The following is a 19,949-nucleotide window of genomic DNA, read 5'->3' on the forward strand; positions in this document are numbered from 1 at the left end:
AGTAGATCCTCTTGGATTCGAACCAAGGCCAACCTGTTTGTAGGACAGGCGCTCTTCCGCTGAGCTAAGGATCCATAAGCACGGCGGAGCCGTGCTGACGTCGCGGACGCCTGGAGTTGCACCAGGGGCCTTCGGGTTATGAGCCCGCTGCTCTACTACTGAGCTACGCCGCGTAGTGGCTTTTGACCGGAGCCTCCAACCGGAACGATTCTTATGGCGTCGATCTACCCGTATACCCAGAGGGATTCGAACCCCCACCCCCGTGGTCCCAAACCACGTGCTCTAGCCATTAAGCTACGGGTATATGTTTGTGGGCTGGTGAGTCTGTCAAGTACTCACACTTAGCTGTGAACAGAGCCCACTGAAATCCGGACCTCACATGCTGACGGAGTCAGCAGGCTTGAACCTGCAAGCTCCGCTTGCATGTAAGGGAACGGATGGTTTAAGCACGACGGGTAGGACTCGAACCTACACACACTGGTTTTGGAGACCAGCGCTCTTCCAATTGAGCTACCGACGCATGGTGCGCAGGGTAGGAGTCGAACCTACACAGCCAAGGGCGCCTGGTTTACAGCCAGGGCGACTCGCCAATGTCCGCCTACGCATGTTCCCTCCACTCTTGGCAGGCCGTCTGAGAGACCCTCAACCGCGTTACGGAGGGGCTTGGTGGGGGCGCCAGGCGGGAGAGGGGACCTGGCGCCCCAAGGCCGGGGGAGCGGCTCAGAGAGCGCTCAACCGCGACCAGGTCTGTCACGCTTCGATCCACACGACGGGGCCGGAGGAGAACTTCCCAACGCGGACTTCGTCTACGTCTCCCATCTCGACTTCGCCGTACCCCATGTACTCCAGGACCTGGACCGGAAGGTCCTGTGGGACCTCCTGAAGCTTCTCGATCAGCTCCGCTACCGTCATCGGCTCTCCCTCGATCGCTGGAGGCCCCTCCGGGCCTCCTCCTGTGTCTTCTTCCGACTGTCGTCGGGGCAGAGGGTCTGAAGGTTGTTCTTCGACCATCGGCCCTTCTCCGCAACCGGGTTGATGTGATCAACGATGTTGCCAGGCCGCCCACACTTGACGCAGCGGCCCTTGTCCCTCCGGAGCACATCGCGACGGAGGCTCTCCCAGTTCCCCGGCCTGGCGGCCTGCCACCGGCCCTTGGCGTTGGCGCCCTTGGTGAAGGGCGCCGGCCTGTGCTCGTCGCAGTGGCTACCCCGAGTAGCCACCTTCCGGCAGTCGAGGCAGAGCCGCGGGGCTCTGGGCATCAGCCCCTCCGGATGAAAGAAGTTTCTCTAAGAGCCACCGAAGGTGGCTCTCTTAAGAGAGACAGCCCTTTAGGGGCTGTCTCTAAGTAAGTAGTTAGTAGCAACCCCTTAGGGGTTGCTTAACCAGTTGGGTCGTCGGTCGTTCGGGACTTCGTCCCTCTCTCCCTCCTCCCAGGGAGAGTGATGTGCCTCAGGAGGCCGAAGCGTGGCACCGAGCCAGTGTGACCTTTGTCACAGGACCGGAGGTCAGACCTTATGTGGCCACTGTGACCTGGGCCATGTCACCTCACAGCGGCCGAGTAGGCACGGAAGGTAACTGTTCACACACTGTGATCGCTCGGAGTGCGATTCCAGATTGAACGATCAACCGTCGAGACCTGCGCAAATGTCGGGGACGCGACGGTTGTGGCCGAGGTTTACTTGCGTTTCGGTCAAGACTCGACCAAGAGGTCAAGCCGCCGACCTCCCCGTTGTCCGGTTCGCGGAGATGTGCATACAGTGACAGCCGCCACGGAGGGTGAATGCAAGTGCAGGGGGGTGGTCGGAAGGGTTTCAGTGACAGTGCGTGTCCAAGGTGGTGACAGTCCGTTCACCAACTGGGGTCTGACCTGGGGGATCTCCCGAAAAACGGGGACAGGGTGAGAGCGGCAAGTTACAGCAGCTTGATAGCAGTGTGTTAGCGTCAGCCTGCCAAGGGCCCATCGGGCCCAGACCAGCTCTGACCCCCACAAGCGAGGTGTGCTTCCCCATGGCCCGACCTAGGAAGGTAGAAGACGAAGTACTCGTCCAAATGGTCCTGGACGAGATCCCTTACGCCGAAATCGCGAGTGAGGTCGGCGTGACGATCTCTGGCGTGAATCAGAGAGTTCGCCAACTACGGCGAGCGGGCAAGCTCCCGCCCGTGAAGTACGTGGACCATAAATGGGCGATTCCGTGGACCATCGCCACTGAGCACCAGAAGAACCGGGTTGCGATGTATCTACGGTGGCTTTCCAGGACGGCCCAGGGCGATGAAATCCTCCAGGAGAATCGCAACACTGCGCTTAGGTGGGCCCAGACGCTAGTAGACGAGAATCGCGACGTCGATTATGACCGAGACGCGCCACCAAACGATCTGAGCAAGCAGGGGGGATTCTTCCTCAGGGAGGCAGACCCTGAGAATTGGCACCTGAAGATGGTTTTGGACAAGGCCAAGGCAGGTGTCCTCAAGAACAAGAAGCGCTGACGCCGAGGTCAGCTCTTTGGCCCCGCATACAGGAGAGTGTATGTCCGTGACGTCTGTAGGCTACGCCGGCCCGAAAGAGCCACAGGCACCCGTGGGAGAGGCGGTCGAGCTTCACGAGGGAATGACGGTGCAGGACTACGAGGACGGAACGCTGGTGGAAATCTCCGCACCAATCGGTGCTCCTGTGGTTGTTCACCCGATCCCGGAGGGCGGGGTCTGGGCGCAGTCGTTCGAGCACCGTGGCGTGTGCTACGTCGCCATCTGGTATCCGGATCAACATCTCGGATTCAACTGAAAGGAGCAGTATGACGGAGGGAAAGCGGCGATATTCCCCCTCCAGACTCCAGACATACACAACCTGCGGTCACGCGTACTACCTGGAGAAGTTCGTCCGGGAACCGCAACGGCAAGCAGTTTGGTTCATCCAAGGAACGGCCGTTCACAGCGCCATCGAGGCGTACGAGCGGTCGTTCCGCATGTCGGCCCCCGAAATGCCCCTAGAGGTCTTTGAGGCGACGTGGCACCTGGAGATGGAGAAGGCGTACAAGGAGCAGCCCGACGAGTCCATGTGGATGGTCGGTGGCCGTAGGAAGCTCTCTACGGACCGTGAGAAGCGCTTCGAGATGGGGCGCAACCAAGTACTCGACTACATCGGGTACCACGCCCCAGACGGCCGTATGAGGCCCGCTGAGATCGTTCCGGGCGAACCGGCCGTCGAGGTCGGGTTCGAGCTGGACTTCGGTGAGTTCCTTTGCATCGGCTACATCGACATGGTTGTCGAGGATCAAGAGACCGGCCTCTGGTTTCCAGAGGACTGGAAGACAGGCTCGAAGCTGCCAGTCGATCCCTTCCAGATCGGGACGTACGGCATCGCCCTCAAGGAGCTGACGGGACAGGAAGTCCCGTGGGGTGGTTACTGGGACTGCCGGAACAACGAGCTGGTGACCAAGGACCTGACGCCCTACACGAAGGACGTTGTTGGGAACTGGTACCGCCAGTTCCACGAGGGGATCAAGGCGGGTGTGTTCCTGCCCAATCCGGGCGACGCGTGCTTCACCTGCACGGTGAAGCCGACTTGCGTCTACGCCGCGTAGGTCTCTCTTTTTTGACTCATTACAGCACATCGTTAGCACAGTGAGAGGAGGTGCTTTGAGTCTCTCTAGTTTGGATGCAGCCCTCCGGACTAACAGGGAATCCGGTCAACCTTTGCCTTCGGTGTGGCAGTCCCTCACGGACGCGACGGCCGTCTTCCGTAGGCCCCAGCTCGTGGTCATCGCTTCGGCCCCTGGCGTGGGTAAGAGCGCCCTGGCGCTCAACCTGGCCGTCCGTTCGGGTTCGAGCTGCATCTACTTCAGTGCGGACTCGGGGCCTGGCACGCAGCTCGTCCGGACGGTTTCCATCCTCACCGGCCGGGAGACCGGTGTAGTTCAGAAGGCCATGGAATCCGGCTATCCGTTCACGGAGGAGCTGCGGCCTGTCCGCAACATCTGGTGGGAGTTCGACGCAGGCCCGAGCTTGGACCTGATTGACCGATCCGTGACAGCGCACGGCTATCTCGGGGCCTACCCCGACATGACGATAATCGACAACTTGATGAACGTCGATGCCGAAGGCGAATCCGAGGCGAAGGCCCACAAGGACACTCTTCTGTTCGGGCTTGAACTAGCCCGAAGTCGGAACATGTGCGTGATAGTCCTGGCCCACCTTATTGGTGAATACGAGGACGGGATCACACCCCCGCCACTGTCGGCGCTGATGAACAAGATCGGGAAGATTCCCGAAATGGTCCTCACTCTCTACAACCTGGAAAACCCGCTCGGTGGTAGCGAACTGGGAGTGGCCATCGTCAAGAACCGCGATGGAATCGCGGATGCAGCGGCCCGATATGGCGTCAGCCTTCGCAAAGACCTTTCCCGAATGACCATTGAGGATCTCAACAACGGAGGGTTGATCGCAGCATGATAAAGCGACGTGATGACGGCCGTGGCCTCTACATCGAGGTTGGACCGGTGTTCCTGGTTTTCAACGGGTGGGTTTATGGGTTCCAGCTTGGAATCTGGCGACTGCTCGACATTGCGATTTGGGAAAAGAGGGTCTGATGTGTTGCAACCTGGATGAAGTGCCCGAGATCTTCTTCGTAGATGAAGAGGGGGATCGCGTTTACTCGGGGGAGTTCGCCATCCTCAGTGTGAACCTGGGTCACTGGGTGTTTGATCGGGACGACATCACGTTCATTGTCCGAAGGAAGGACGATGACACGTAAGGGATACAGGCCATGCGCGAAGTGCGGCAGGAATAGAGCAGAAAGGTTCTTCACATCTAATCGCGGACGAATCTGCGAGACCTGCCGCAAGAAGACCCGATCGAAGGCGAGCCACGAAGCCAGGGTCACAGCGACCTACGGCCTGCTGGCCGGAGAGTACGACCAGCTCTTCAAGGCCCAGGGCGGCGTCTGTGCGGGCTGCCTACAGCCTCGCACACAACGGTTGTCGGTAGACCACGACCACAAGTCACAGCTCGTTAGAGGGCTTCTCTGCCGCCGCTGCAACGGACACGTCCTGCCGTACTCGAAGGACTCACCTGAGACCCTTCGCCGGCTGGCTGACTACTTGGAGAACCCGCCTGCGCTTCGCATTCTCGGCAAGCGCTATTACCAGGGCGAGGACAAGTCCAAGCGAAAGAGGAAAAAGCGAAATGTCGTACGTTGACCTGAACGTCGAGATCGATACAGAGGACCTGGCTCGGGAGTTGGCCTGGGGCGAGAGCCACGAGTCGTTGATCGATTTCGTCCTGGGGTTGGACCTTCGGGTTGGTGACTCCAGCTTCACCAAGAACCTGATCGCAGAGCTGGAGAAGTCCATCGAGGACGAGGGGGTCTGAAATGACGTACCTGGAGCATGAGGTCACTCTTGACCTTGATCTCGACGAGCTTGCCGTCGAGATGAGCCAGAACCTCCTGCGTTTCGAGATCGAGGACTTCATCGTCGAACTCGTCGAGCACGAGGAGAGCGACGAAATGGCTCGAAACCTTCTGCGTTTCCTGACTGACTACCTTGAGGAGAGTAACTGACATGAAGGTCCGTAAGGAAGAGATCAAGGTCACCAAGAACATTCTTGAGATGACTGACGATGAGTTGCGAATGCTTGCGGCGCTCGCTGACTTCCCGAGTTGGCTCCGCCAGACGGAGAAGGCTCGTGAGTTCCTGGAGGAGCTTCACGAGAAGGCCGGTGGTGACACCGGTTTCGAGTTCGTCACCGCTGACGAGTACTTCGATATGACGCCTTCGAAGTTTGCCTGATGGATCTCGACATCGTTCCGATTCTTGAGCACTACGGATTTGATGTCCCCGATCCGGAGCCGGGCGAAGCCTGGACGAAAGTGCTCTGCGAATTCCATGGCGAGTCGAATGCTTCGGCGAGCTACAACCAGTACGCATTCCATTGCTTCGCCTGTGGCGTGAAGGGAGATGCGATAGCAATCATCATGGGGAGGGAGGAAGTGGATTTTGCTGGTGCCAAGCAGTTCTACGAAGGAGTGGTTGGAGAAGGCGTCACTGAGGTACCACGAGCAGCTAACACCGGCCGCCGTCGAGTATCTGACCGGTCCCGATCGAGGGCTAACCGAGGAAACGATCGAGCGGTTCCGGCTCGGGGTCGTAGACGACCCTCTTCCCGGCCATGAGGGCTACCGAGGCCGGATCGTCATTCCCTACCTGACGAACTACGGGGTGACCACACTCCGGTTCCGGAAGCTTGGTGGTGACGAGAAGTACAAATACCTGTCCCTTCCGGGAGACCCATCACGGATCTTCAACCCGGCGGAGTTGGAGAAGGGCCACAGGTCCATCTGCGTATCCGAAGGTGAATTCGACTGCATGGTCGCCATGCAGTGCGACCTGCCTTGCATCGGAATCCCTGGAGTAGATCACTGGGACCCCATCCTGGCGATCCTGCTGAGTCCGTATGAGCACGTCTTTCTGCTCCAGGACGCGGGCGACGCAGGACAGCAGATGGCCGATCGGATGGCGAAGGAACTTCGCCACAACCTCAGGCCCATCGTGATGGGCGACGACGACACGACTTCTTTCTTCCTTCAGCACGGGAGGGATGGACTCAGAAACAAGGTGATTGGCAATGGCTAAGTACTTCCTGGACATGGACATGGGCCTAGACGACGTGGCCGACGTTTTTCGGCAGAACGGCTGGGAGTACGCAGCCCGCGGAGTCTACGGGGTTCCGGAGGCCGAGGATCTCTCTCGCCAGGTGATGGTCCTGGCGGCCGAGCTGGATCGCAACGAGACGGACTACATCCATCAAGGCCGGCTGGCTGTGCTCCGCGACCCGGAGGTCAACGGAACTTGCCAGGTGGCGCTGATTGTCGGCTATCTCTACAACGAAGACGTGGAGGCTTTTGAGGATGCCTGAGTACGAGATCGGTCACATCTACAGGGATCGTATGGGCGACGAGTGGAAAGTCGTCAACGACCTCGAATTCGTCATGTGGGACCCCGATGGCCAGAAGTGGTACGAGAACAGCCCCTGCACCATCTCCTCAGTCGAGAGGTTCTGGTCTCCGCTGGTTCTCATCGGGGAAGTCCCCGAGAACCACGACCCGATCAACAGCCCGCGCCACTACGCGGACGGATGGTCCAACGGTGCCGAAGTCATCGACATCGCAGAGCATCTGACGTTCAACCGTGGCGCCGCTGTGAAGTACCTCGCCCGTGCTGGCCGAAAGGACCCCGAGACTGAGCTGGAGGACCTGAAGAAGGCGCAGTGGTTTGTGAATAGGGAGGTGGCACTCCTTGAAGCGGGTCGTAGTAATCAGTGATGTCCAGATGCCCTATGAATCAAAGCGGATGCTGAAGAACGTCATTGACTTCATTGGCGTCTGGCAGCCGGACGAGGTTTACCAGATCGGGGACCTCATGGACTACCCGACTCCGTCTCGGTGGTCGAAGGGAACTCGGGACGAGTTCGCCCAGCTCGTCAAGGAGCACAGCGAGTACGGGAAGCGCAACTTCCTCGATCCTCTCCGGGCCGTCTACGACGGGCCGGTAGGCGTGTTGGAGGGCAACCACGACGAGCGGCCTCGGGTCTACCTGACCAAGGAAGCTCCAGCTCTGGCCGAGTTCCAGGATGTTGTGCACTTCAGCACCCTGTTGGATTTCGACGGCTTCGGAGTGAGCCACACGCCCGCCTTTCACAAGGTCGGACCTGACACCGTGCTCGTTCATGGCCACGAGATCAAGGGCTACTCGTCCGTCGCAGGGACGACTGCTTACAACCATGCTCGGAAGGCTGGAGCCAATGTCATCTGCGGACACACTCACCGTCTTGGAATACGACGAGAGACTTTCGGAAACAGTTCAACGGGATATACGACCCGATGGGGATTCGAAGTCGGACATCTCATGGCAATGGATAAGGCCGGATACCTTGGCGCTGGTGGAGTCGCGAACTGGCAGGCGGGTTTTGGTCTGCTCTACGTCGGCGACTACGACGTCCAGCCCGTAGAGGTGGACGTCAATCGGGATGGCTCCTTCGTCGTCGAAGGCACCCGCTATGGCGCTCTGAAGAGGGGCCCCGGTGGTCGTTTTTCGGTCTAGTTTTAGCACATTGTTAGCACATTGAGAGTAGGTGAGAACTTGTTTGAGCAGGTGACCCTTGAGCAGCTCATGGAGCTGGCTTCTCGGGCTGGGAAGGAGGTCGCCCGGAAGTATCCGGGGGTTGAGGCCGAGGACATCGCCTCGGAGGCTCTCTCCTCCCTCATGGAGAAGCTTGACCGCGTTGCGGAGATGGCCCCTGGCTACCTCTACGAGGTGCTGCGTCGGGGTGGTCTCACCTACGCGGCTGCCCAGCGCTACCAGTACATCGTTGAGTCCAGCCAGTACGTCTACACACCCAAGGAAGTTCGGGCGCTGCTGGAGCATTGCTACTACGACCCGGCCGCGTGGGATGTCCCGACCGGTGAGGACGACTGGCTGAGTGCCGAGATCGACGGACAGTCAATCGGTGTCGCTCTGATCGACATCAAGGTCGCCATGAAGGCGATCTCGCCCGCCCACCGGAACGCCCTGGAGTGCCGGTTCTACAAGGGCGATACCTCGGTGGAGCGGAAGCTGATCTCTCGCGCCATCGATTCACTCGTCCGCGCCCTGAATCGGAAGATCAACGGCTTCGAAGGCGACTTCGAGGGCCGAAGGTCGATGTCGAATGGCGAGGCGCAGAGGCGAATCTCCTACGAGATGGAACAGGACTCGTCCTACCGGTCCGATGCGCTGGACGAGTATCACGACATCCGGTCAGCTACTGCGGTTGCACGGGATTTCCAGGACCCACCCGGAACATGGTTCGACTGGTCGAAGTACACACAAAAGGAGGCGGCTTGATAGAGCCGAACTTTGGACCTAACGGCAAGGACATCTACGAGCGCACCTATAGCAGGACCAAGCCTGACGGCACCAAGGAGACCTGGTTTGAGACCGTTAAGCGGGTAGCGGTCGGAAACGCTTCGCTCGTCCACGGCTCCGTCGAGGACGACGAGATTCCGCAGCTTCGGGAGCTGATGCACAGCTTCGCGATTCTTCCTGCTGGTCGTCACCTGTGGGCTTCCGGCGTCCAGGGCCGACAGTTCCTCTTCAACTGCTGGCACTCGGGTTGGGCTGACACGGTCTCCTCGCACTTCTACTTCACCTTCATGCGCCTCATGGAAGGTGGGGGAGTCGGGGCTACCTACTCGACGGAGAAGACCCGGACGTACGGGCCTGTGAAGCAGGCCGTTGAAGTCCACGTGGTGTGCGACAAGGAGCACCAGGACTACGAGGCCATGCGGGACGCGGGGCTTCTTTCATCCGTCTACTCGTCGGACTATCAGGGTGCCTACTTCGAGGTGGAAGACTCCCGAGAGGGATGGGCTGAAGCCCTCGTAGACCTCCTAGAGGCCGCGTGGAACGACAACACCTCTCCGGTGCGGGTCTACGACGTCTCTCGGGTGAGGCCGGCTGGGGCCAGGCTGAAGACCTTTGGTGGCCATGCGAGCGGTCCCATGCCGCTCGCCACGATGCTGAGGGACGTTGGGGATGTCCTGGAGGATCTGTTCCTCGGCAACAGCATTACCGTCGAGGGAAATTCGGCTTTTATCGGCCTATCTCTCGATCCGATCTCCGCAATGGAGATCGACCACGCCATCGCTCAATGTGTGGTCGCTGGGGGCAATCGGCGCTCCGCGCGGATGTCCATCATGCCGTGGGATGACCCGTACATCTTTGACTTCATCAAGCTGAAGGAGGATACCGATTCCCACTGGTCCACCAACATCAGTGTTCAGGTCGATGAAGAGTTCTTCTACCACCTGAATCAGGAACCTGAGGATGAGCCGTGGTCCGGGTACGTTGCGGATCAGGTTCATTGGCAGGAGCGTGCCAAGAGCGTCCTAAAGGCCGTAGCTGAAGGAATGCTGAGGAACGGCGAGCCGGGCATCTGGAACAAGTCCTACAGCAACGTGGGCGAAGTCCACGAGGTCTCCAGCACGAACCCCTGTGGTGAGATCCCACTTCCTGAGTGGGGAGCCTGCGTCCTCGGGCATGTGAATCTGGAAGCCTTCGCTCCGAAGGAGCCTGGGCAGGCGTTTGCCCTTGGCGAAGCGGTTCAGGCCGCGAAGCTGATGACTCGATTCCTGATCCGGGCCACCTTCGGAGACATCCTCGATGAGCGAGCCCGCGAGGTCATGGATCGGGACCGACGTATTGGAGTCGGTCTTTTCGGTTTCCAGGCTGCTTTCGCCAAGATGGGGATCAAGTACTCGGACATCCCGAGTAGCTGGGAAGCTCGGATAATTCTCTTCGAGTTGAACAGGGCGGTTCGCCAGGAGGCGAGGGACTACGCCTTCCAACTCCGCATCCCGGAACCGATCAAGGTGACCACGGTGGCCCCTACGGGGACCATTGCGAAGCTTCCGGGGACGAGTGAGGGCATTCACCCGATCTTCTCTCGGCACTTCATCCGAAGGATCCGTTTCTCAACCCTGGACCCTAGCCAGATTGAGCGAGTTCAGGAGTTCATCGATCAGGGTTACCACGTCGAGGACTGCCTCTACGCGGACAACACCGTTGTTGTCGAAATCCCCACAAGGGATCGCCTGGTCGATGAAGTCGTTGCCCTTGGCTACGACCCGTCGATTGTCCAGTCCGCCGACGAGGTTTCCCTAGTAGACATGCTTCGGGTTCAGGGTCTCGTCCAGGACTGCTACGCCGATAATGCGGTGTCCTTCACCGTCAACCTGGATCCCAGCAAGTACACGGCGGAGCAGCTCATGGCGGCGCTGAAGCTCTATGGGCCTCACCTGAAGGGGACCACGGTCTTTCCCGACCAGTCCAGGCCGCAGGCACCGTATGAGCGGATCTCGGAAGCTGATTTCGCCCTCTACCAGATGACACAAGTCGGTGAGGGTGTTGACGAAGAGTGCGCCTCTGGCGCGTGCTCGGTTCGATAAGGAGAGAGATGCCTAGCTACGACAAGAACATCTACTACAAGCCGGAGGCTTCCGGTCTAGAGATCGTTGTTGACATCGACATCGCGGGCTCGTGGTCGTTCGACATGTTCGTTGTCTGGCGCGAGACGGCAACTGGCCGTCTCGGTTACCTGACGGACTCCGGCTGCTCGTGTCCGAGTCCCTTTGAGGACTACACAGCGGAGGACATCAAGTGGGGTGAGCGTTGGGAAATTGCAGAGGCTTTCACGAAGTGGGTCAATGAGAACCGGGCCTATCACTCCATCAACGATAACGCGATTGTTTCCGTGATCGACAAGGTTGTGAACGCCTGATGAAAGTCTCCAACGGCAAGCGCCATTCCGGCGAAGTCATCATCGGCTGCGTCTTCATGGGCCTCGTTGCCCTGACCCTAATCAACACCCTAGCCATCATTCTCATTGCGATTCTCGCACTCTAAGGAGACACATTGACTGACAACCCGTTTGAGACCGACAAGCCGGCCGACCCGTGGTCTGACGGCCCCGCCGAGCAGCCCGCCGAAGAGACCACCCCCGTTGAGGTCTCCGCGACCGTCAAGGCGGGTTCGGGTTATGACGCCCCCTGGCTGGTCGCCCGAGGGCCGAGCGCCAAGGCGATCGTTGCCGAGATGCGAACCTGGTTCGGTGAGGGCGGCCTGATCCACGCCACGGCCGAGACGGCGAAGGCGTTCAAGAAGGTCACTGGTAACGACAGGCCCGCCGCGAGTGGCGGGGCTGCTCCATCGCAGCGCTCGCCACAGTCCTCGCTTCCGCCTGGTGTCGAGCCTAAGTCGTGCCAGCACGGCGAGATGGTCTTCCGCAGTGGAACCAATGCCAAGGGCACGTGGAAGGGCTTCTTCTGTCCGACGCCCAAGGGCACCGAGGGCCAGTGCAAGCCGACCTTCATCAAGTGACCTGAGCCCAGTCCTTTTTTTGGCTAGTTATAGCACATTGTTAGCACATTGAGGGCACCCTCCTCCGGGAGGGTGCCCTCCGTCTTGGAGGGAGGGGGATGAAGGGAACTCTGGTCTTCGACATCGAGACTCACAGCCGGGAACTTCTTTATTCCATGCCGCCCGAAGAGTTCGTCCGGCTGATCGGTTACGCCTGGGGTGATGGCGAAGTCCACATCACTACGGATCTGGAAGAGATCCGGGAAGCCATCCTCCGAGCCCGATGGATAATCGGGCACAACATCCACGACTTCGACCTTCGAGCCGTCTTCGGGATCGATTCCAACATCCCCATGCAGCTCGCGGACGAAGGCCGTGTGTACGACACATGGACTCACGCTGCGCTGGTCAATCCAGCGCCCGAGGAGTTCATCAACCGGCACGGGAAGAAGACCTTCGCCCGGAAGCCGGAAGAGATGCTCCGATGGTTCGGGCTCGACGAGCAGGCTTACCAGCTCGGAGTGAAGGGGAAGACCCACGACCTGAAGGAGTTGGCCTATGAGTTCGGAGACCCCGCGCTTCCCAAGCGGCAGCGGATTGAGGATGGTTACGGAAAGATTCCGGTCACTGACGAGCGTTATCGAGCGTATCTCGTTGGCGATGTTGAAGCTTCTCGCGCAGTTGGAAAAGCCCTCCTCAAGAAGGGACCACTCGACGCCTACGCGCTCCGAGAACAGCGAATAGAGAGCCGTAAGGCGGCGATCTCGTCCAACGGCTGGCGAGTGGACCAGGAAGCCGCTAAGGCCCGCTCGGACGCTCTGAAGGAGCGTCGGGACGAACTGATGGCGGAGTTGGTCGAGCAGTACGGCTTCCCCACGGAAGGCGATAAGCCGTGGATGTCGAGTGTTGGCAAGGACGCCATCATGGCCGTCCTGAAGGACCACGGGATCACGTCGAAGACGGTTCCGGACTGGCCCAAGACCGATGGCTACAAGAAGAAGGGTGAGGCAGAAGAGAAGGCCAGGGAGAAGGCTCGCGAAGCGGAGGAGCTTCGCAGGTTCCTTGAAGAGGAGGGCGAGACTCTCAAACCTCGGTCACTGAAGGCGAAGGAGCGCCAGCTCCGGGAGTTGGAGGAGAAGTCCGCGGTTCCCGAGTGGTTCGGTCTCAGTCTGTCGGGTGACACGCTCGTCAAGCTGACCGAGGGAACCGAGATTGAAGCTCTCGGCAAGGCCCTGGCTGAGCTGATGGGGCAGCGGTCCCTGTCCGACCTCGCTCTGGAGTCGGTGTACCCGGACGGCCGTGTTCACCCCGAGATCACCATGCTTCAGCTCTCGGGGCGGTGGAGCACCACTAAGCCCGGTCTGACGATCTGGACATCCAGGGGTGAGGGCGCCGTCGAGAAGAGCTACTTCGTTCCGGACCAAGAGGATCACGTCCTCCTGGAGATTGACCTCTCCAACGCCGATGCCCGCGTGGTCGCGGCCTACAGCGGCGACCAGGAATACGCGGTCAGGTTCCAGCCCGGACAGGACGGCCACATGCTCAACGCCTGGGCCGCGTGGGGCAAGGAGAAGGTCGGCACCAACAAGAAGGATCCCGTCACTGCGGGATACCGGGACAAGGCCAAGCCCCTTGGCCATGGCTGGTCCTACGGCGGGCGAGCGAAGACGCTCAGTGCCCAGGCCGGCGTTCCTCTAGAGGACGCCAAGACCTTCGTCAACGGAATGGACGCCACCTATTACCGGGTGGTGGCTTGGCAAAACAGGGTCCGCAAGTACGCCAACCAAAAGGGGTTCGTCCAGAACCTCTGGGGTCGCATCATGCGGATCGAGAAGGGCCGGGAGTTTACCCAGGCGCCTGCCCTTATGGGGCAGTCGGGTACGCGGGAAATCATGTGCGACGCGCTACTGGCGATGTCACACGCCGCTGTGAGGTCCATCAAGGCTCAGATCCACGACGCCTTTGTCTTCTCCGTTCCCCGCGAAGGATGGGAGCGGTATCGGGATTACCTGCTGAGCAAGATTCAGGCAGTCATGGACCCGCCTAACGGTCAGAGGATCGTGTTCCCGGCGGAATGTGGTCCGCCCGGGAGGGACTGGCAGGAAGCCTGCCACTAGGGAGTTATGGTCAAAAGGATAAGTCTTGTCGTTGCCTTCGCTGTGATACTCAACCTCTTGGGTTACTGGATCGGATATTTCCTCGGCGAAGCGCTGTTCTAAAGAGAGAGGTACGAGCAAGTGAACGAAGAGATTCAGATTATCCAGCCCATTCTGGGGCTCAAGCCCTTCATCCTGCTTGAATTCTCGGCGGAAGAGGGTTCGGAGGACATCGCCATCGGTGTGCAGTTCGGCGGCGGGATCGTCGGCGAAGAGGTTCCCCAGATCCTGGACATGGTTCGAGAGAGCATCGAGGAGCAGTTCGCGTGAAGCTCGAAGTCGTTCCACTGCCAGAGCAGCGGATTGGGGACGCCGCAGGGTCCCCGTACCTTTTGGTGATCAGTGAGGTTGGCGACTACCTCCTGAATCTGGATGAGGCCGAGGTGGAGAAGCTAAAGGAGGACATCGGCGCTGCCGGTGTCCTCTTCTTTGAAGACCCGGTGGAGGTCGTGAAGTGAATGCCGAAGCGTAAGTACTTCGTAAAGAACCGAGACTTCTACAACCAGGAGCACCGACAAGGGCATGGCAAGGCCATTGCCCGTGACGTAGAACGTCAGGCCGCCGAGAAGGCGGACCTTCTTAACCGGATGAAGGCTCGGAACTCTCCAGAGCCTCCACAGGGAAACTGGATTGTCGGCCTTCTGGCCAACCTCGCGGGTATCACACTCGCTGTTGTCTTTTGGATGATCCTTGTGAGACTGATTGGAGCCTTTTGTGGCTGTTCTTGAGTTTAAGGCTTGGCCGAAAACACCTCGGCTGATGAAGCCGATGGTGGTGACTGAGAAGATTGACGGCACCAACGGGTGTGTCGTGATCAGCCGCCAGCAGGGGTGGGCGTCCCCCAGCCACAACTTCGTGACGGTTCCCATCGAGAACACCGCCGATGCCTATCTGGTTGGTGCTCAGTCGCGGAAGCGAATGCTTCCCATGGGACCGCGAGGGATGGACGACCTCTCTTGGCAGAAGGAGGACAACTCCGGGTTTGCCAGGTGGGTTCGTGAGAACGCCACGGAGCTGGCGGAGACCCTCGGTGAGGGCTACCACTACGGAGAGTGGTACGGCCAGAAGATCCAGCGAGGCTATGGCCTCTCTGGTCGCCGGTTCGCTCTGTTCAACGTGAGCCGCTACGCGGATGTCGTGAACGACCCGACAAAGGATCCGATCCCTGGCCTGGAGACGGTTCCCGTCCTCTACGAGGGTGAGTTCGACACTCGGATGGTCAAGTACGTCTACGACGACCTCATGACGAACGGCTCTCGGGCCGTGCCTGGCTACATGAACCCCGAGGGCGTGATCGTGTTCCACACGGCTTCTCAGCAGGTCTACAAGTACCTCGGTCCGGACGACCGGCCTAAGTCGGTGCTTCAGCTCCAGGCCCTGCCTGACGGCTCGGCTTTGGCGGAGGCGGCATGAGGAAGCCACTGTTCGAGACCCGCGACGAAGTTGCGAGCAAGGTTGATTGGGAAGGTGGCTTCGATGGCGCTCTTTCCTGGGGGATCAAGGTCGAAGACCTTCCCGAGGATGACACCGAGCTGAGGGAGGCTTGGGCGGAGCTGCGCGCCGCCTTCCTTGTGTTCGACGCAGCCTGTTACAAGGTATCCGCACTTCTCGACTACTGACCAACGCTAATCGGGACCGCCCCTCTTCGGGGGCGGTCCTTTTTATTGGAGTGAAATGCCTAGATACAGGGTCAACCTGCTTCGCACAACTTTCCTCACGGCCTATGTCGAAGCAGAGGACGAAGACCAGGCCATCGACGAGGCACTCGCCGAGGCGCCCGGATTCTCTGCAATCGAGAGCGGCTGGGGCTCCTTCGGGAAGTGGTCGGCGGACGCCGACGAATGGCTACTACCCAGCCAGTTCTATGAGAACTACAGGGAGGACGAGCACGGGCCGGACGTCGAGCCCGGACAGGAAGGAGACGGCGATGACCGTTGGTGAGCCTCCGGCCGTAATCATCGGCCGAACCTTGGTCGAAGCTCGCTTCTGGCGAGCGCACTACGAGGCCGCATATCCGGAGCTAGCTACAGCGAAGGAACTTTCTTCTTTCCAGGACACCCGAGCACTCGCCGGCCTCCGGGTCGGCCGGATCTTTGTCGCTCCGGATGCGGATAAGGCCCCGAAGTTCTACGAGGTCCTGACGGTCGTCCGGCACATGCAGGCCAAGACGAATGTCTTCGAGGAACCGATCTTTCTAGGGAGCAGGCTCTAATGGCTCGATACATCTCGGACGGAGAGAGCGCGGCCTACCGCGCTGTTGTGGTCAGTACCTACACCTACGAGGACCGTACGAAGGCTGTCTACACGACCTATTACGGCCCGTACGCGACTGCTGCGCCTGCCAAGGCGATGGTGAATCGCCAGAAGAAGCAGGACGGGAACGCCGTCCATTGGCCCCAGAGGGGTTTCAAGTCGGTGACGGGCCACGTCGAGAAGGCGTCCGATTGGGAGGTCGTTAAGTGAAGCTCACTGACTGGCGCGGAAACGAGTATGGGGTGGGAGACCTAGTTCTCTACCCCCGAATGTCCGGACGTTCTTGTGAGGTCCGAGAGGCCAGGGTCCTAGACATCTGGCAAGTCCACTACGACGACTACAAGTGGAAGCGATGGACCGGTGAAGGTCCGGAGCCGATGAAAACCGTTTTCGACGGTTGGGACGACGACGGAAACCGCGTGGATAAAGAGGTCTCTGCTCTGGAGACCCGAATCAAGCTTCGGCCTACGGGCCGATCGTCTCGTGGCTTTATGGACTATTCCTGGAGGAAGGACAACGGGATTGATGTCAAGGACGTCACTCTGACGATTATCGAGAACATCACGGCTTTGGGGGGCTGATGAAGCCTGTAGGTCTGTCCGGCCTGCTGTTGGCCGGCCTCCTCCTCGCGGCCTGTTCTAGCGGACCAGATGAAGGAGTTGTGACCGACCATCGCCACTCGCCGGAGACGACTGTCTTCGTCAACACGTGCGTCGGTAATCCGGCAATCTGCACGATGACCCCGATTACCACGGCTGCCTCTTGGGAGCTGCATCTGAAGTGGGGTGAAGACCGGGGCTGGACGTCGGTTAACCCGGCTGCCTACTACAAGTGCAAGAACAACATGCGTTATCCGGAGTGTGCCCAATGAAACTCATCGTCACAGGCTCTCGGTACTGGAAAGACGAAGTCTTCATCTGGAAGGCGCTCGACGTCTTCATTGGCCACTACGTGGGCCCCGTGACCCTCGTCCACGGGGATTGTCCTCCACGTGAGGACGGCACCAAAGGTGCCGATCGAATCGCTGACGAGTGGGGTCTCTTCCATCTCGGAGACGACTGGATAGAGCGTCATCCGGCCGAATGGAGCAAGTACGGAAAGCCAGCGGGGATGATCCGTAACAAGGAAATGGTGAATGCCCATTTGGACGCTGACTACGTCCTTGGCTTTCCTCTCGGCGAGAGCCGGGGAACTCGCGGCTGCATGAAGTACGCCCGTGAGATGGGGCTAACCGTTGTGAACCTAGGAGAGAAGCAATGGCAAGCGTGAAGTTTGACAGGCTGGAGATCTTCGTGCCGGACGGCGACGATGATGTTGCGTTCGACCTCGACCCGTGGGGCGGCGTCGCCTCCGTGTATGTGAAGCGAGACGAGCTTGTGAAGGCCCTTCAGGACCTCGGCATTGTCCCCGCCAACACCGAGGAGAACTACGGCTTCTACGGAGCCGTTCTGAAGTACGTCCGGGAGAACTGGGATTCGGACGCGGTAAAGATTCTCGATGTCCGGCAGGAGACCCGAGAGACGGGTTATTGCGAGACCTGCTACGAGAAGTACGACGTCGTTTACGTCGACTACGAGGACAAGTACGGCGACAGGGAGTCCGACTGGTATTACGGCGACATGGAAGAGTTCATGCGGAGGCTGACGGACTGATGACCGTTGAGGAAGCCGTTCAGGCGCTCTTTGAGATTGACAACGGCACAGGCGAGGCCGACCCCGAGTTGGCCCATGGCGAGGCCGATTACGTCCTGTATCAGTTCGCGCCTGCTGAGGTTCAAAAGGCTTACGACGACCTTTGTGACCGAGTTACTTTCTGGTACGCGTAGGAGGCTTTGTGAACGACCACGACGAAGCCCACCTCTACTCCGACAGTGATGACGAAGGCGTTGAGATCTGTGATGCCTGCGGGGACATTGTTGATGTGGGCGAACTGAAGTTCGACGAGGACTCGGACATGTACGTCTGTGATGAGTGTCTGGAGAATCCGCCCGATGACATGTGATCCGCTGATGACCCTCCAGGAGACAGCAGATTACCTTCACATGTCCCGATCCTGGGTTTACGAGAGAATCCACTCCATCCCCAACTTCAAGGTCGGGGGTAAGCGTCTGTTCCGTAAGAGTGAAGTGGACAAGTGGCTTGAGGCTTTCCGTAAGGGAAGTCCGCTAGCCCTCCTGTAAAGCAATTGGCCCCACCGGTTTCCGGTGGGGCCCTTTTTTTGTGTCTAGCTTCGGCTGCCCAGAAGAAGCTTCGCCATCTCGGCGGCGATGGCCTTCTTCTCTTCCTCGCTGTGGTCGTATATCTCGACCACGGCCCGGGAGCGCTGTCCGAGGGCATCCCCAACCGTGTCCCGAGAGGCTCCCAGATCACTCGCGATGGTCGCCCACATGTGCCGTAGGTCGTGGGGAGACGCCGGGGGAAGCTCTGCGTACCGGCCGAGGCGTCTGAACCGCTCCGTGACGTTACCGGGGTCCATCGGGATACCGGGCAGGAATACCCGTCCCTTCACTGACTTCTTCAGGATCGGGCGGTCGAAGACCACACCGGTTTCCTCCCAAGGCCCCTCGGCCTTGGCCTTCTCTTGCCGCTCCTTCTGACCGAGGAGGATTTCCTCCAGCAGGTCGTCCATGTGCAGGACGATCCGCCGGCCGCCCTTCTGGCTGACCTCTACGACCCCTTCAGGGGTAATGGTCCGGTTGGTGGAAGCAACGATACGGTGCTTCTCAAAGTCGATGTCGGACCATTTGAGGCCCAAGGCCGTTCCCCGGCGAACGCCAGTGGCAGCCATGAAGCACCACAGAGCCCTGAAGGAGGGCTCTGTTTCCATCTTCAGGAAGTCGAGGAACTGCTCGACGGTCCATCGCTCCTTGGGGGTGGTCTTCCGATCTGCGTCGTAGTGGAGGGCCTCTTCGCGAAGCTTCCGGACGCCACCAGAGACCTTGGTCCAATCCGCGTCCAGGAGGTGGTTCACCACGCCGTAATCCATGATGGCGGAGAGGACAGTCACCCTGTTGACAAGCGTCGTCGGGACGCGAGGCTCGCCCTTGTACTTGATGGCCCGGATCTTCAGTACCCACTGGTCTACGTGTAGGGGGAGGATCTCATCCAGGGCCATCCCCCCGAGGTAGGGCTCGATGTCCCTCTTGTACCAGGTCTTCCAGTGGGAGCTGGTCGTGCTCTTGACCGTCTCAGCGGCCCAGAACATCTCCGCCAACTTGTTGAGGGTCATACTCTTGGTCGGCCGCTTCTTGGCGGCCTGCTGTGCCTTGATCCACTCGACAGCGGCTTTGTGGTCTTTGAGACCGCGCTTCCAGAGCCGTTCGGACTTCTTCGTGAACGGGTCCTTGATGCTGACGGCGGCGTCGTAGACGATCTCGCCGTTGGCGAGCGTCCTCGGCCGGATGCTTCCGGCCCCATTCCTCGCCCTCTTGCCCATGTCCCTCCAGCTCAACTGTGACAGGAACTACAGCATACGCGCTCCGTCGCCGTGTCGAACGAGGTCAGAGGGATGTGGATCTTGCTTCTAGCAATCCACCCACACAAGACGCTCCACGCCTATACCCTCCTTGACCTGCCAAAACACCCGAGCGGAGAGTGTGACATGTCCAGATTTGACCAGCGACGACGGACTCGATTGTGACAGGACTGTGACA

General features: G+C 59.6%; 34 protein-coding genes and 5 tRNA genes. 31 read left to right on the forward strand and 8 right to left on the reverse strand.

What is annotated here, in order from left to right:
* Positions 1–2: 2 nt before the first annotated feature.
* The 6 genes from E1264_RS03660 to E1264_RS43015 form a co-directional block, all read right to left on the reverse strand.
* Positions 3–74 (reverse strand) — tRNA-Val (locus E1264_RS03660).
* 26 nt (positions 75–100) lie between these two features.
* A tRNA-Ile gene (locus tag E1264_RS03665) sits at positions 101–173 on the reverse strand.
* A gap of 58 nt (positions 174–231) precedes the next feature.
* A tRNA-Pro gene (locus tag E1264_RS03670) sits at positions 232–304 on the reverse strand.
* Between the two features lie 143 nt (positions 305–447).
* Positions 448–520, reverse strand: a tRNA-Trp gene (locus E1264_RS03675).
* A gap of 1 nt (position 521) precedes the next feature.
* Positions 522–604 (reverse strand) — tRNA-Tyr (locus tag E1264_RS03680).
* A gap of 146 nt (positions 605–750) precedes the next feature.
* On the reverse strand, positions 751–912 hold the full coding sequence (locus E1264_RS43015; RefSeq protein WP_165963964.1) for a hypothetical protein: 162 nt from the start codon (positions 910–912) through the stop codon (positions 751–753).
* Positions 913–2,007: 1,095 nt separating this feature from the next.
* Here E1264_RS43015 and E1264_RS03690 point away from each other — a divergent pair.
* The 4 genes from E1264_RS03690 to E1264_RS03705 all read left to right on the forward strand — a co-directional run bounded on the left by E1264_RS03690 (position 2,008) and on the right by E1264_RS03705 (position 4,446).
* On the forward strand, positions 2,008–2,484 hold the full coding sequence (locus tag E1264_RS03690; protein WP_132169536.1) for a winged helix-turn-helix domain-containing protein: 477 nt from the start codon (positions 2,008–2,010) through the stop codon (positions 2,482–2,484).
* A 127-nt stretch (positions 2,485–2,611) separates the two neighbouring features.
* Positions 2,612–2,779, forward strand: coding sequence for a hypothetical protein (locus E1264_RS03695; RefSeq protein WP_165963965.1), 168 nt, complete (start codon positions 2,612–2,614; stop codon positions 2,777–2,779).
* 10 nt (positions 2,780–2,789) lie between these two features.
* Positions 2,790–3,578 carry a PD-(D/E)XK nuclease family protein gene (locus tag E1264_RS03700; protein WP_132169540.1) on the forward strand — a complete coding sequence of 263 codons (789 nt, stop codon included), beginning with the start codon at positions 2,790–2,792 and terminating at the stop codon, positions 3,576–3,578.
* 121 nt (positions 3,579–3,699) lie between these two features.
* Positions 3,700–4,446 (forward strand): DnaB-like helicase C-terminal domain-containing protein, encoded by a 747-nt coding sequence (locus E1264_RS03705; protein WP_165963966.1) that lies wholly within the window; start codon positions 3,700–3,702, stop codon positions 4,444–4,446.
* A 73-nt stretch (positions 4,447–4,519) separates the two neighbouring features.
* Here E1264_RS03705 and E1264_RS43020 read toward each other — a convergent pair whose 3' ends face one another.
* Complete coding sequence (locus tag E1264_RS43020) at positions 4,520–4,876, reverse strand: hypothetical protein (protein ID WP_165963955.1); 357 nt, start codon at positions 4,874–4,876, stop codon at positions 4,520–4,522.
* Positions 4,877–4,892: 16 nt separating this feature from the next.
* On the opposite strand from E1264_RS43020, the gene E1264_RS03710 reads away from it, so the two are divergent.
* The 27 genes from E1264_RS03710 to E1264_RS43030 all read left to right on the forward strand — a co-directional run bounded on the left by E1264_RS03710 (position 4,893) and on the right by E1264_RS43030 (position 18,298).
* Positions 4,893–5,192 carry an endonuclease domain-containing protein gene (locus tag E1264_RS03710; RefSeq protein ID WP_243710725.1) on the forward strand — a complete coding sequence of 100 codons (300 nt, stop codon included), beginning with the start codon at positions 4,893–4,895 and terminating at the stop codon, positions 5,190–5,192.
* On the forward strand, positions 5,179–5,364 hold the full coding sequence (locus tag E1264_RS03715; protein WP_132169544.1) for a hypothetical protein: 186 nt from the start codon (positions 5,179–5,181) through the stop codon (positions 5,362–5,364). Before E1264_RS03710 ends, E1264_RS03715 begins: the two co-directional genes overlap by 14 nt.
* A 1-nt stretch (position 5,365) precedes the next feature.
* Positions 5,366–5,554, forward strand: coding sequence for a hypothetical protein (locus E1264_RS03720; RefSeq protein ID WP_132169546.1), 189 nt, complete (start codon positions 5,366–5,368; stop codon positions 5,552–5,554).
* Between the two features lies 1 nt (position 5,555).
* Complete coding sequence (locus tag E1264_RS03725) at positions 5,556–5,783, forward strand: hypothetical protein (RefSeq protein ID WP_132169548.1); 228 nt, start codon at positions 5,556–5,558, stop codon at positions 5,781–5,783.
* Between the two features lie 240 nt (positions 5,784–6,023).
* Positions 6,024–6,626, forward strand: a complete 603-nt coding sequence (locus E1264_RS44425) for a hypothetical protein (RefSeq protein ID WP_243710724.1) — start codon at positions 6,024–6,026, stop codon at positions 6,624–6,626.
* Positions 6,619–6,909 (forward strand): hypothetical protein, encoded by a 291-nt coding sequence (locus E1264_RS03740; RefSeq protein WP_132169552.1) that lies wholly within the window; start codon positions 6,619–6,621, stop codon positions 6,907–6,909. Before E1264_RS44425 ends, E1264_RS03740 begins: the two co-directional genes overlap by 8 nt.
* Entirely contained in the window at positions 6,902–7,315 is a 414-nt protein-coding gene (locus E1264_RS03745; protein ID WP_207935698.1) for a DUF3310 domain-containing protein, read from the forward strand. Before E1264_RS03740 ends, E1264_RS03745 begins: the two co-directional genes overlap by 8 nt.
* Entirely contained in the window at positions 7,290–8,093 is an 804-nt protein-coding gene (locus E1264_RS03750; RefSeq protein WP_132169554.1) for a metallophosphoesterase, read from the forward strand. Before E1264_RS03745 ends, E1264_RS03750 begins: the two co-directional genes overlap by 26 nt.
* Positions 8,094–8,132: 39 nt before the next feature.
* Positions 8,133–8,876, forward strand: a complete 744-nt coding sequence (locus E1264_RS03755; RefSeq protein WP_132169556.1) for a hypothetical protein — start codon at positions 8,133–8,135, stop codon at positions 8,874–8,876.
* Positions 8,873–10,978: a ribonucleoside-triphosphate reductase, adenosylcobalamin-dependent gene (nrdJ, locus tag E1264_RS03760; RefSeq protein ID WP_207935699.1), complete on the forward strand. Its 2,106-nt coding sequence runs from the start codon at positions 8,873–8,875 to the stop codon at positions 10,976–10,978. Before E1264_RS03755 ends, nrdJ begins: the two co-directional genes overlap by 4 nt.
* Positions 10,979–10,986: 8 nt before the next feature.
* Positions 10,987–11,310, forward strand: coding sequence for a hypothetical protein (locus E1264_RS03765; RefSeq protein WP_132169560.1), 324 nt, complete (start codon positions 10,987–10,989; stop codon positions 11,308–11,310).
* Positions 11,310–11,435: a hypothetical protein gene (locus tag E1264_RS45855; protein WP_279489695.1), complete on the forward strand. Its 126-nt coding sequence runs from the start codon at positions 11,310–11,312 to the stop codon at positions 11,433–11,435. Before E1264_RS03765 ends, E1264_RS45855 begins: the two co-directional genes overlap by 1 nt.
* A gap of 9 nt (positions 11,436–11,444) precedes the next feature.
* A complete protein-coding gene (locus E1264_RS03770) occupies positions 11,445–11,909 on the forward strand; it encodes a hypothetical protein (RefSeq protein ID WP_132169562.1) in 465 nt (154 codons plus the stop codon).
* A gap of 98 nt (positions 11,910–12,007) precedes the next feature.
* Positions 12,008–14,005, forward strand: a complete 1,998-nt coding sequence (locus tag E1264_RS44430) for a DNA polymerase (protein WP_207935700.1) — start codon at positions 12,008–12,010, stop codon at positions 14,003–14,005.
* 120 nt (positions 14,006–14,125) lie between these two features.
* On the forward strand, positions 14,126–14,314 hold the full coding sequence (locus tag E1264_RS03780; RefSeq protein WP_132169564.1) for a hypothetical protein: 189 nt from the start codon (positions 14,126–14,128) through the stop codon (positions 14,312–14,314).
* Positions 14,311–14,502: a hypothetical protein gene (locus E1264_RS03785; protein ID WP_132169566.1), complete on the forward strand. Its 192-nt coding sequence runs from the start codon at positions 14,311–14,313 to the stop codon at positions 14,500–14,502. Before E1264_RS03780 ends, E1264_RS03785 begins: the two co-directional genes overlap by 4 nt.
* Positions 14,503–14,758: 256 nt before the next feature.
* Complete coding sequence (locus tag E1264_RS03790; RefSeq protein ID WP_132169568.1) at positions 14,759–15,457, forward strand: RNA ligase family protein; 699 nt, start codon at positions 14,759–14,761, stop codon at positions 15,455–15,457.
* Positions 15,454–15,663, forward strand: coding sequence for a hypothetical protein (locus E1264_RS03795; RefSeq protein ID WP_132169570.1), 210 nt, complete (start codon positions 15,454–15,456; stop codon positions 15,661–15,663). The genes E1264_RS03790 and E1264_RS03795 overlap by 4 nt, the downstream gene beginning before the upstream one ends.
* Positions 15,664–15,718: 55 nt before the next feature.
* Positions 15,719–15,985, forward strand: coding sequence for a hypothetical protein (locus E1264_RS03800; protein WP_132169572.1), 267 nt, complete (start codon positions 15,719–15,721; stop codon positions 15,983–15,985).
* On the forward strand, positions 15,972–16,256 hold the full coding sequence (locus tag E1264_RS03805; protein WP_132169574.1) for a hypothetical protein: 285 nt from the start codon (positions 15,972–15,974) through the stop codon (positions 16,254–16,256). The genes E1264_RS03800 and E1264_RS03805 overlap by 14 nt, the downstream gene beginning before the upstream one ends.
* Positions 16,256–16,507, forward strand: coding sequence for a hypothetical protein (locus tag E1264_RS03810; RefSeq protein WP_132169576.1), 252 nt, complete (start codon positions 16,256–16,258; stop codon positions 16,505–16,507). The genes E1264_RS03805 and E1264_RS03810 overlap by 1 nt, the downstream gene beginning before the upstream one ends.
* Complete coding sequence (locus E1264_RS03815) at positions 16,504–16,878, forward strand: hypothetical protein (RefSeq protein WP_132169578.1); 375 nt, start codon at positions 16,504–16,506, stop codon at positions 16,876–16,878. Before E1264_RS03810 ends, E1264_RS03815 begins: the two co-directional genes overlap by 4 nt.
* An 80-nt stretch (positions 16,879–16,958) precedes the next feature.
* The gene (locus E1264_RS03820) at positions 16,959–17,168 is read left to right on the forward strand and encodes a hypothetical protein (RefSeq protein WP_132169580.1); all 210 of its coding nucleotides are present in this window, start codon (positions 16,959–16,961) and stop codon (positions 17,166–17,168) included.
* The gene (locus tag E1264_RS03825) at positions 17,165–17,566 is read left to right on the forward strand and encodes an SLOG family protein (RefSeq protein WP_132169582.1); all 402 of its coding nucleotides are present in this window, start codon (positions 17,165–17,167) and stop codon (positions 17,564–17,566) included. The genes E1264_RS03820 and E1264_RS03825 overlap by 4 nt, the downstream gene beginning before the upstream one ends.
* The gene (locus E1264_RS03830; protein ID WP_132169584.1) at positions 17,554–17,949 is read left to right on the forward strand and encodes a hypothetical protein; all 396 of its coding nucleotides are present in this window, start codon (positions 17,554–17,556) and stop codon (positions 17,947–17,949) included. The genes E1264_RS03825 and E1264_RS03830 overlap by 13 nt, the downstream gene beginning before the upstream one ends.
* The gene (locus tag E1264_RS43025) at positions 17,949–18,122 is read left to right on the forward strand and encodes a hypothetical protein (protein ID WP_165963967.1); all 174 of its coding nucleotides are present in this window, start codon (positions 17,949–17,951) and stop codon (positions 18,120–18,122) included. Before E1264_RS03830 ends, E1264_RS43025 begins: the two co-directional genes overlap by 1 nt.
* 8 nt (positions 18,123–18,130) lie before the next feature.
* The gene (locus E1264_RS43030) at positions 18,131–18,298 is read left to right on the forward strand and encodes a hypothetical protein (RefSeq protein WP_165963968.1); all 168 of its coding nucleotides are present in this window, start codon (positions 18,131–18,133) and stop codon (positions 18,296–18,298) included.
* Between the two features lie 222 nt (positions 18,299–18,520).
* On the opposite strand, the gene E1264_RS03840 is transcribed toward E1264_RS43030, so the two are convergent.
* Positions 18,521–19,732: a site-specific integrase gene (locus E1264_RS03840; RefSeq protein WP_132169588.1), complete on the reverse strand. Its 1,212-nt coding sequence runs from the start codon at positions 19,730–19,732 to the stop codon at positions 18,521–18,523.
* Between the last annotated feature and the right edge of the window lie 217 nt (positions 19,733–19,949).

The organism is Actinomadura sp. KC216, from assembly GCF_004348535.1.
In the GTDB taxonomy this organism is placed as follows: Bacteria; Actinomycetota; Actinomycetes; order Streptosporangiales; family Streptosporangiaceae; genus Spirillospora.

Bases quoted from the DNA above. Each gene is read 5' to 3' on its own strand.
- E1264_RS43015 (WP_165963964.1), bottom strand. From the start codon at position 912: ATGACGGTAGCGGAGCTGATCGAGAAGCTTCAGGAGGTCCCACAGGAC.
- E1264_RS03690 (WP_132169536.1), top strand. From the start codon at position 2,008: ATGGCCCGACCTAGGAAGGTAGAAGACGAAGTACTCGTCCAAATGGTC.
- E1264_RS03700 (WP_132169540.1), top strand. From the start codon at position 2,790: ATGACGGAGGGAAAGCGGCGATATTCCCCCTCCAGACTCCAGACATAC.
- E1264_RS03715 (WP_132169544.1), top strand. From the start codon at position 5,179: ATGTCGTACGTTGACCTGAACGTCGAGATCGATACAGAGGACCTGGCT.
- E1264_RS03720 (WP_132169546.1), top strand. From the start codon at position 5,366: ATGACGTACCTGGAGCATGAGGTCACTCTTGACCTTGATCTCGACGAG.
- E1264_RS03725 (WP_132169548.1), top strand. From the start codon at position 5,556: ATGAAGGTCCGTAAGGAAGAGATCAAGGTCACCAAGAACATTCTTGAG.
- E1264_RS03740 (WP_132169552.1), top strand. From the start codon at position 6,619: ATGGCTAAGTACTTCCTGGACATGGACATGGGCCTAGACGACGTGGCC.
- E1264_RS03745 (WP_207935698.1), top strand. From the start codon at position 6,902: ATGCCTGAGTACGAGATCGGTCACATCTACAGGGATCGTATGGGCGAC.
- E1264_RS03765 (WP_132169560.1), top strand. From the start codon at position 10,987: ATGCCTAGCTACGACAAGAACATCTACTACAAGCCGGAGGCTTCCGGT.
- E1264_RS45855 (WP_279489695.1), top strand. From the start codon at position 11,310: ATGAAAGTCTCCAACGGCAAGCGCCATTCCGGCGAAGTCATCATCGGC.
- E1264_RS44430 (WP_207935700.1), top strand. From the start codon at position 12,008: ATGAAGGGAACTCTGGTCTTCGACATCGAGACTCACAGCCGGGAACTT.
- E1264_RS03795 (WP_132169570.1), top strand. From the start codon at position 15,454: ATGAGGAAGCCACTGTTCGAGACCCGCGACGAAGTTGCGAGCAAGGTT.
- E1264_RS03800 (WP_132169572.1), top strand. From the start codon at position 15,719: ATGCCTAGATACAGGGTCAACCTGCTTCGCACAACTTTCCTCACGGCC.
- E1264_RS03805 (WP_132169574.1), top strand. From the start codon at position 15,972: ATGACCGTTGGTGAGCCTCCGGCCGTAATCATCGGCCGAACCTTGGTC.
- E1264_RS03810 (WP_132169576.1), top strand. From the start codon at position 16,256: ATGGCTCGATACATCTCGGACGGAGAGAGCGCGGCCTACCGCGCTGTT.
- E1264_RS03825 (WP_132169582.1), top strand. From the start codon at position 17,165: ATGAAACTCATCGTCACAGGCTCTCGGTACTGGAAAGACGAAGTCTTC.
- E1264_RS03830 (WP_132169584.1), top strand. From the start codon at position 17,554: ATGGCAAGCGTGAAGTTTGACAGGCTGGAGATCTTCGTGCCGGACGGC.
- E1264_RS43025 (WP_165963967.1), top strand. From the start codon at position 17,949: ATGACCGTTGAGGAAGCCGTTCAGGCGCTCTTTGAGATTGACAACGGC.
- E1264_RS03840 (WP_132169588.1), bottom strand. From the start codon at position 19,732: ATGGGCAAGAGGGCGAGGAATGGGGCCGGAAGCATCCGGCCGAGGACG.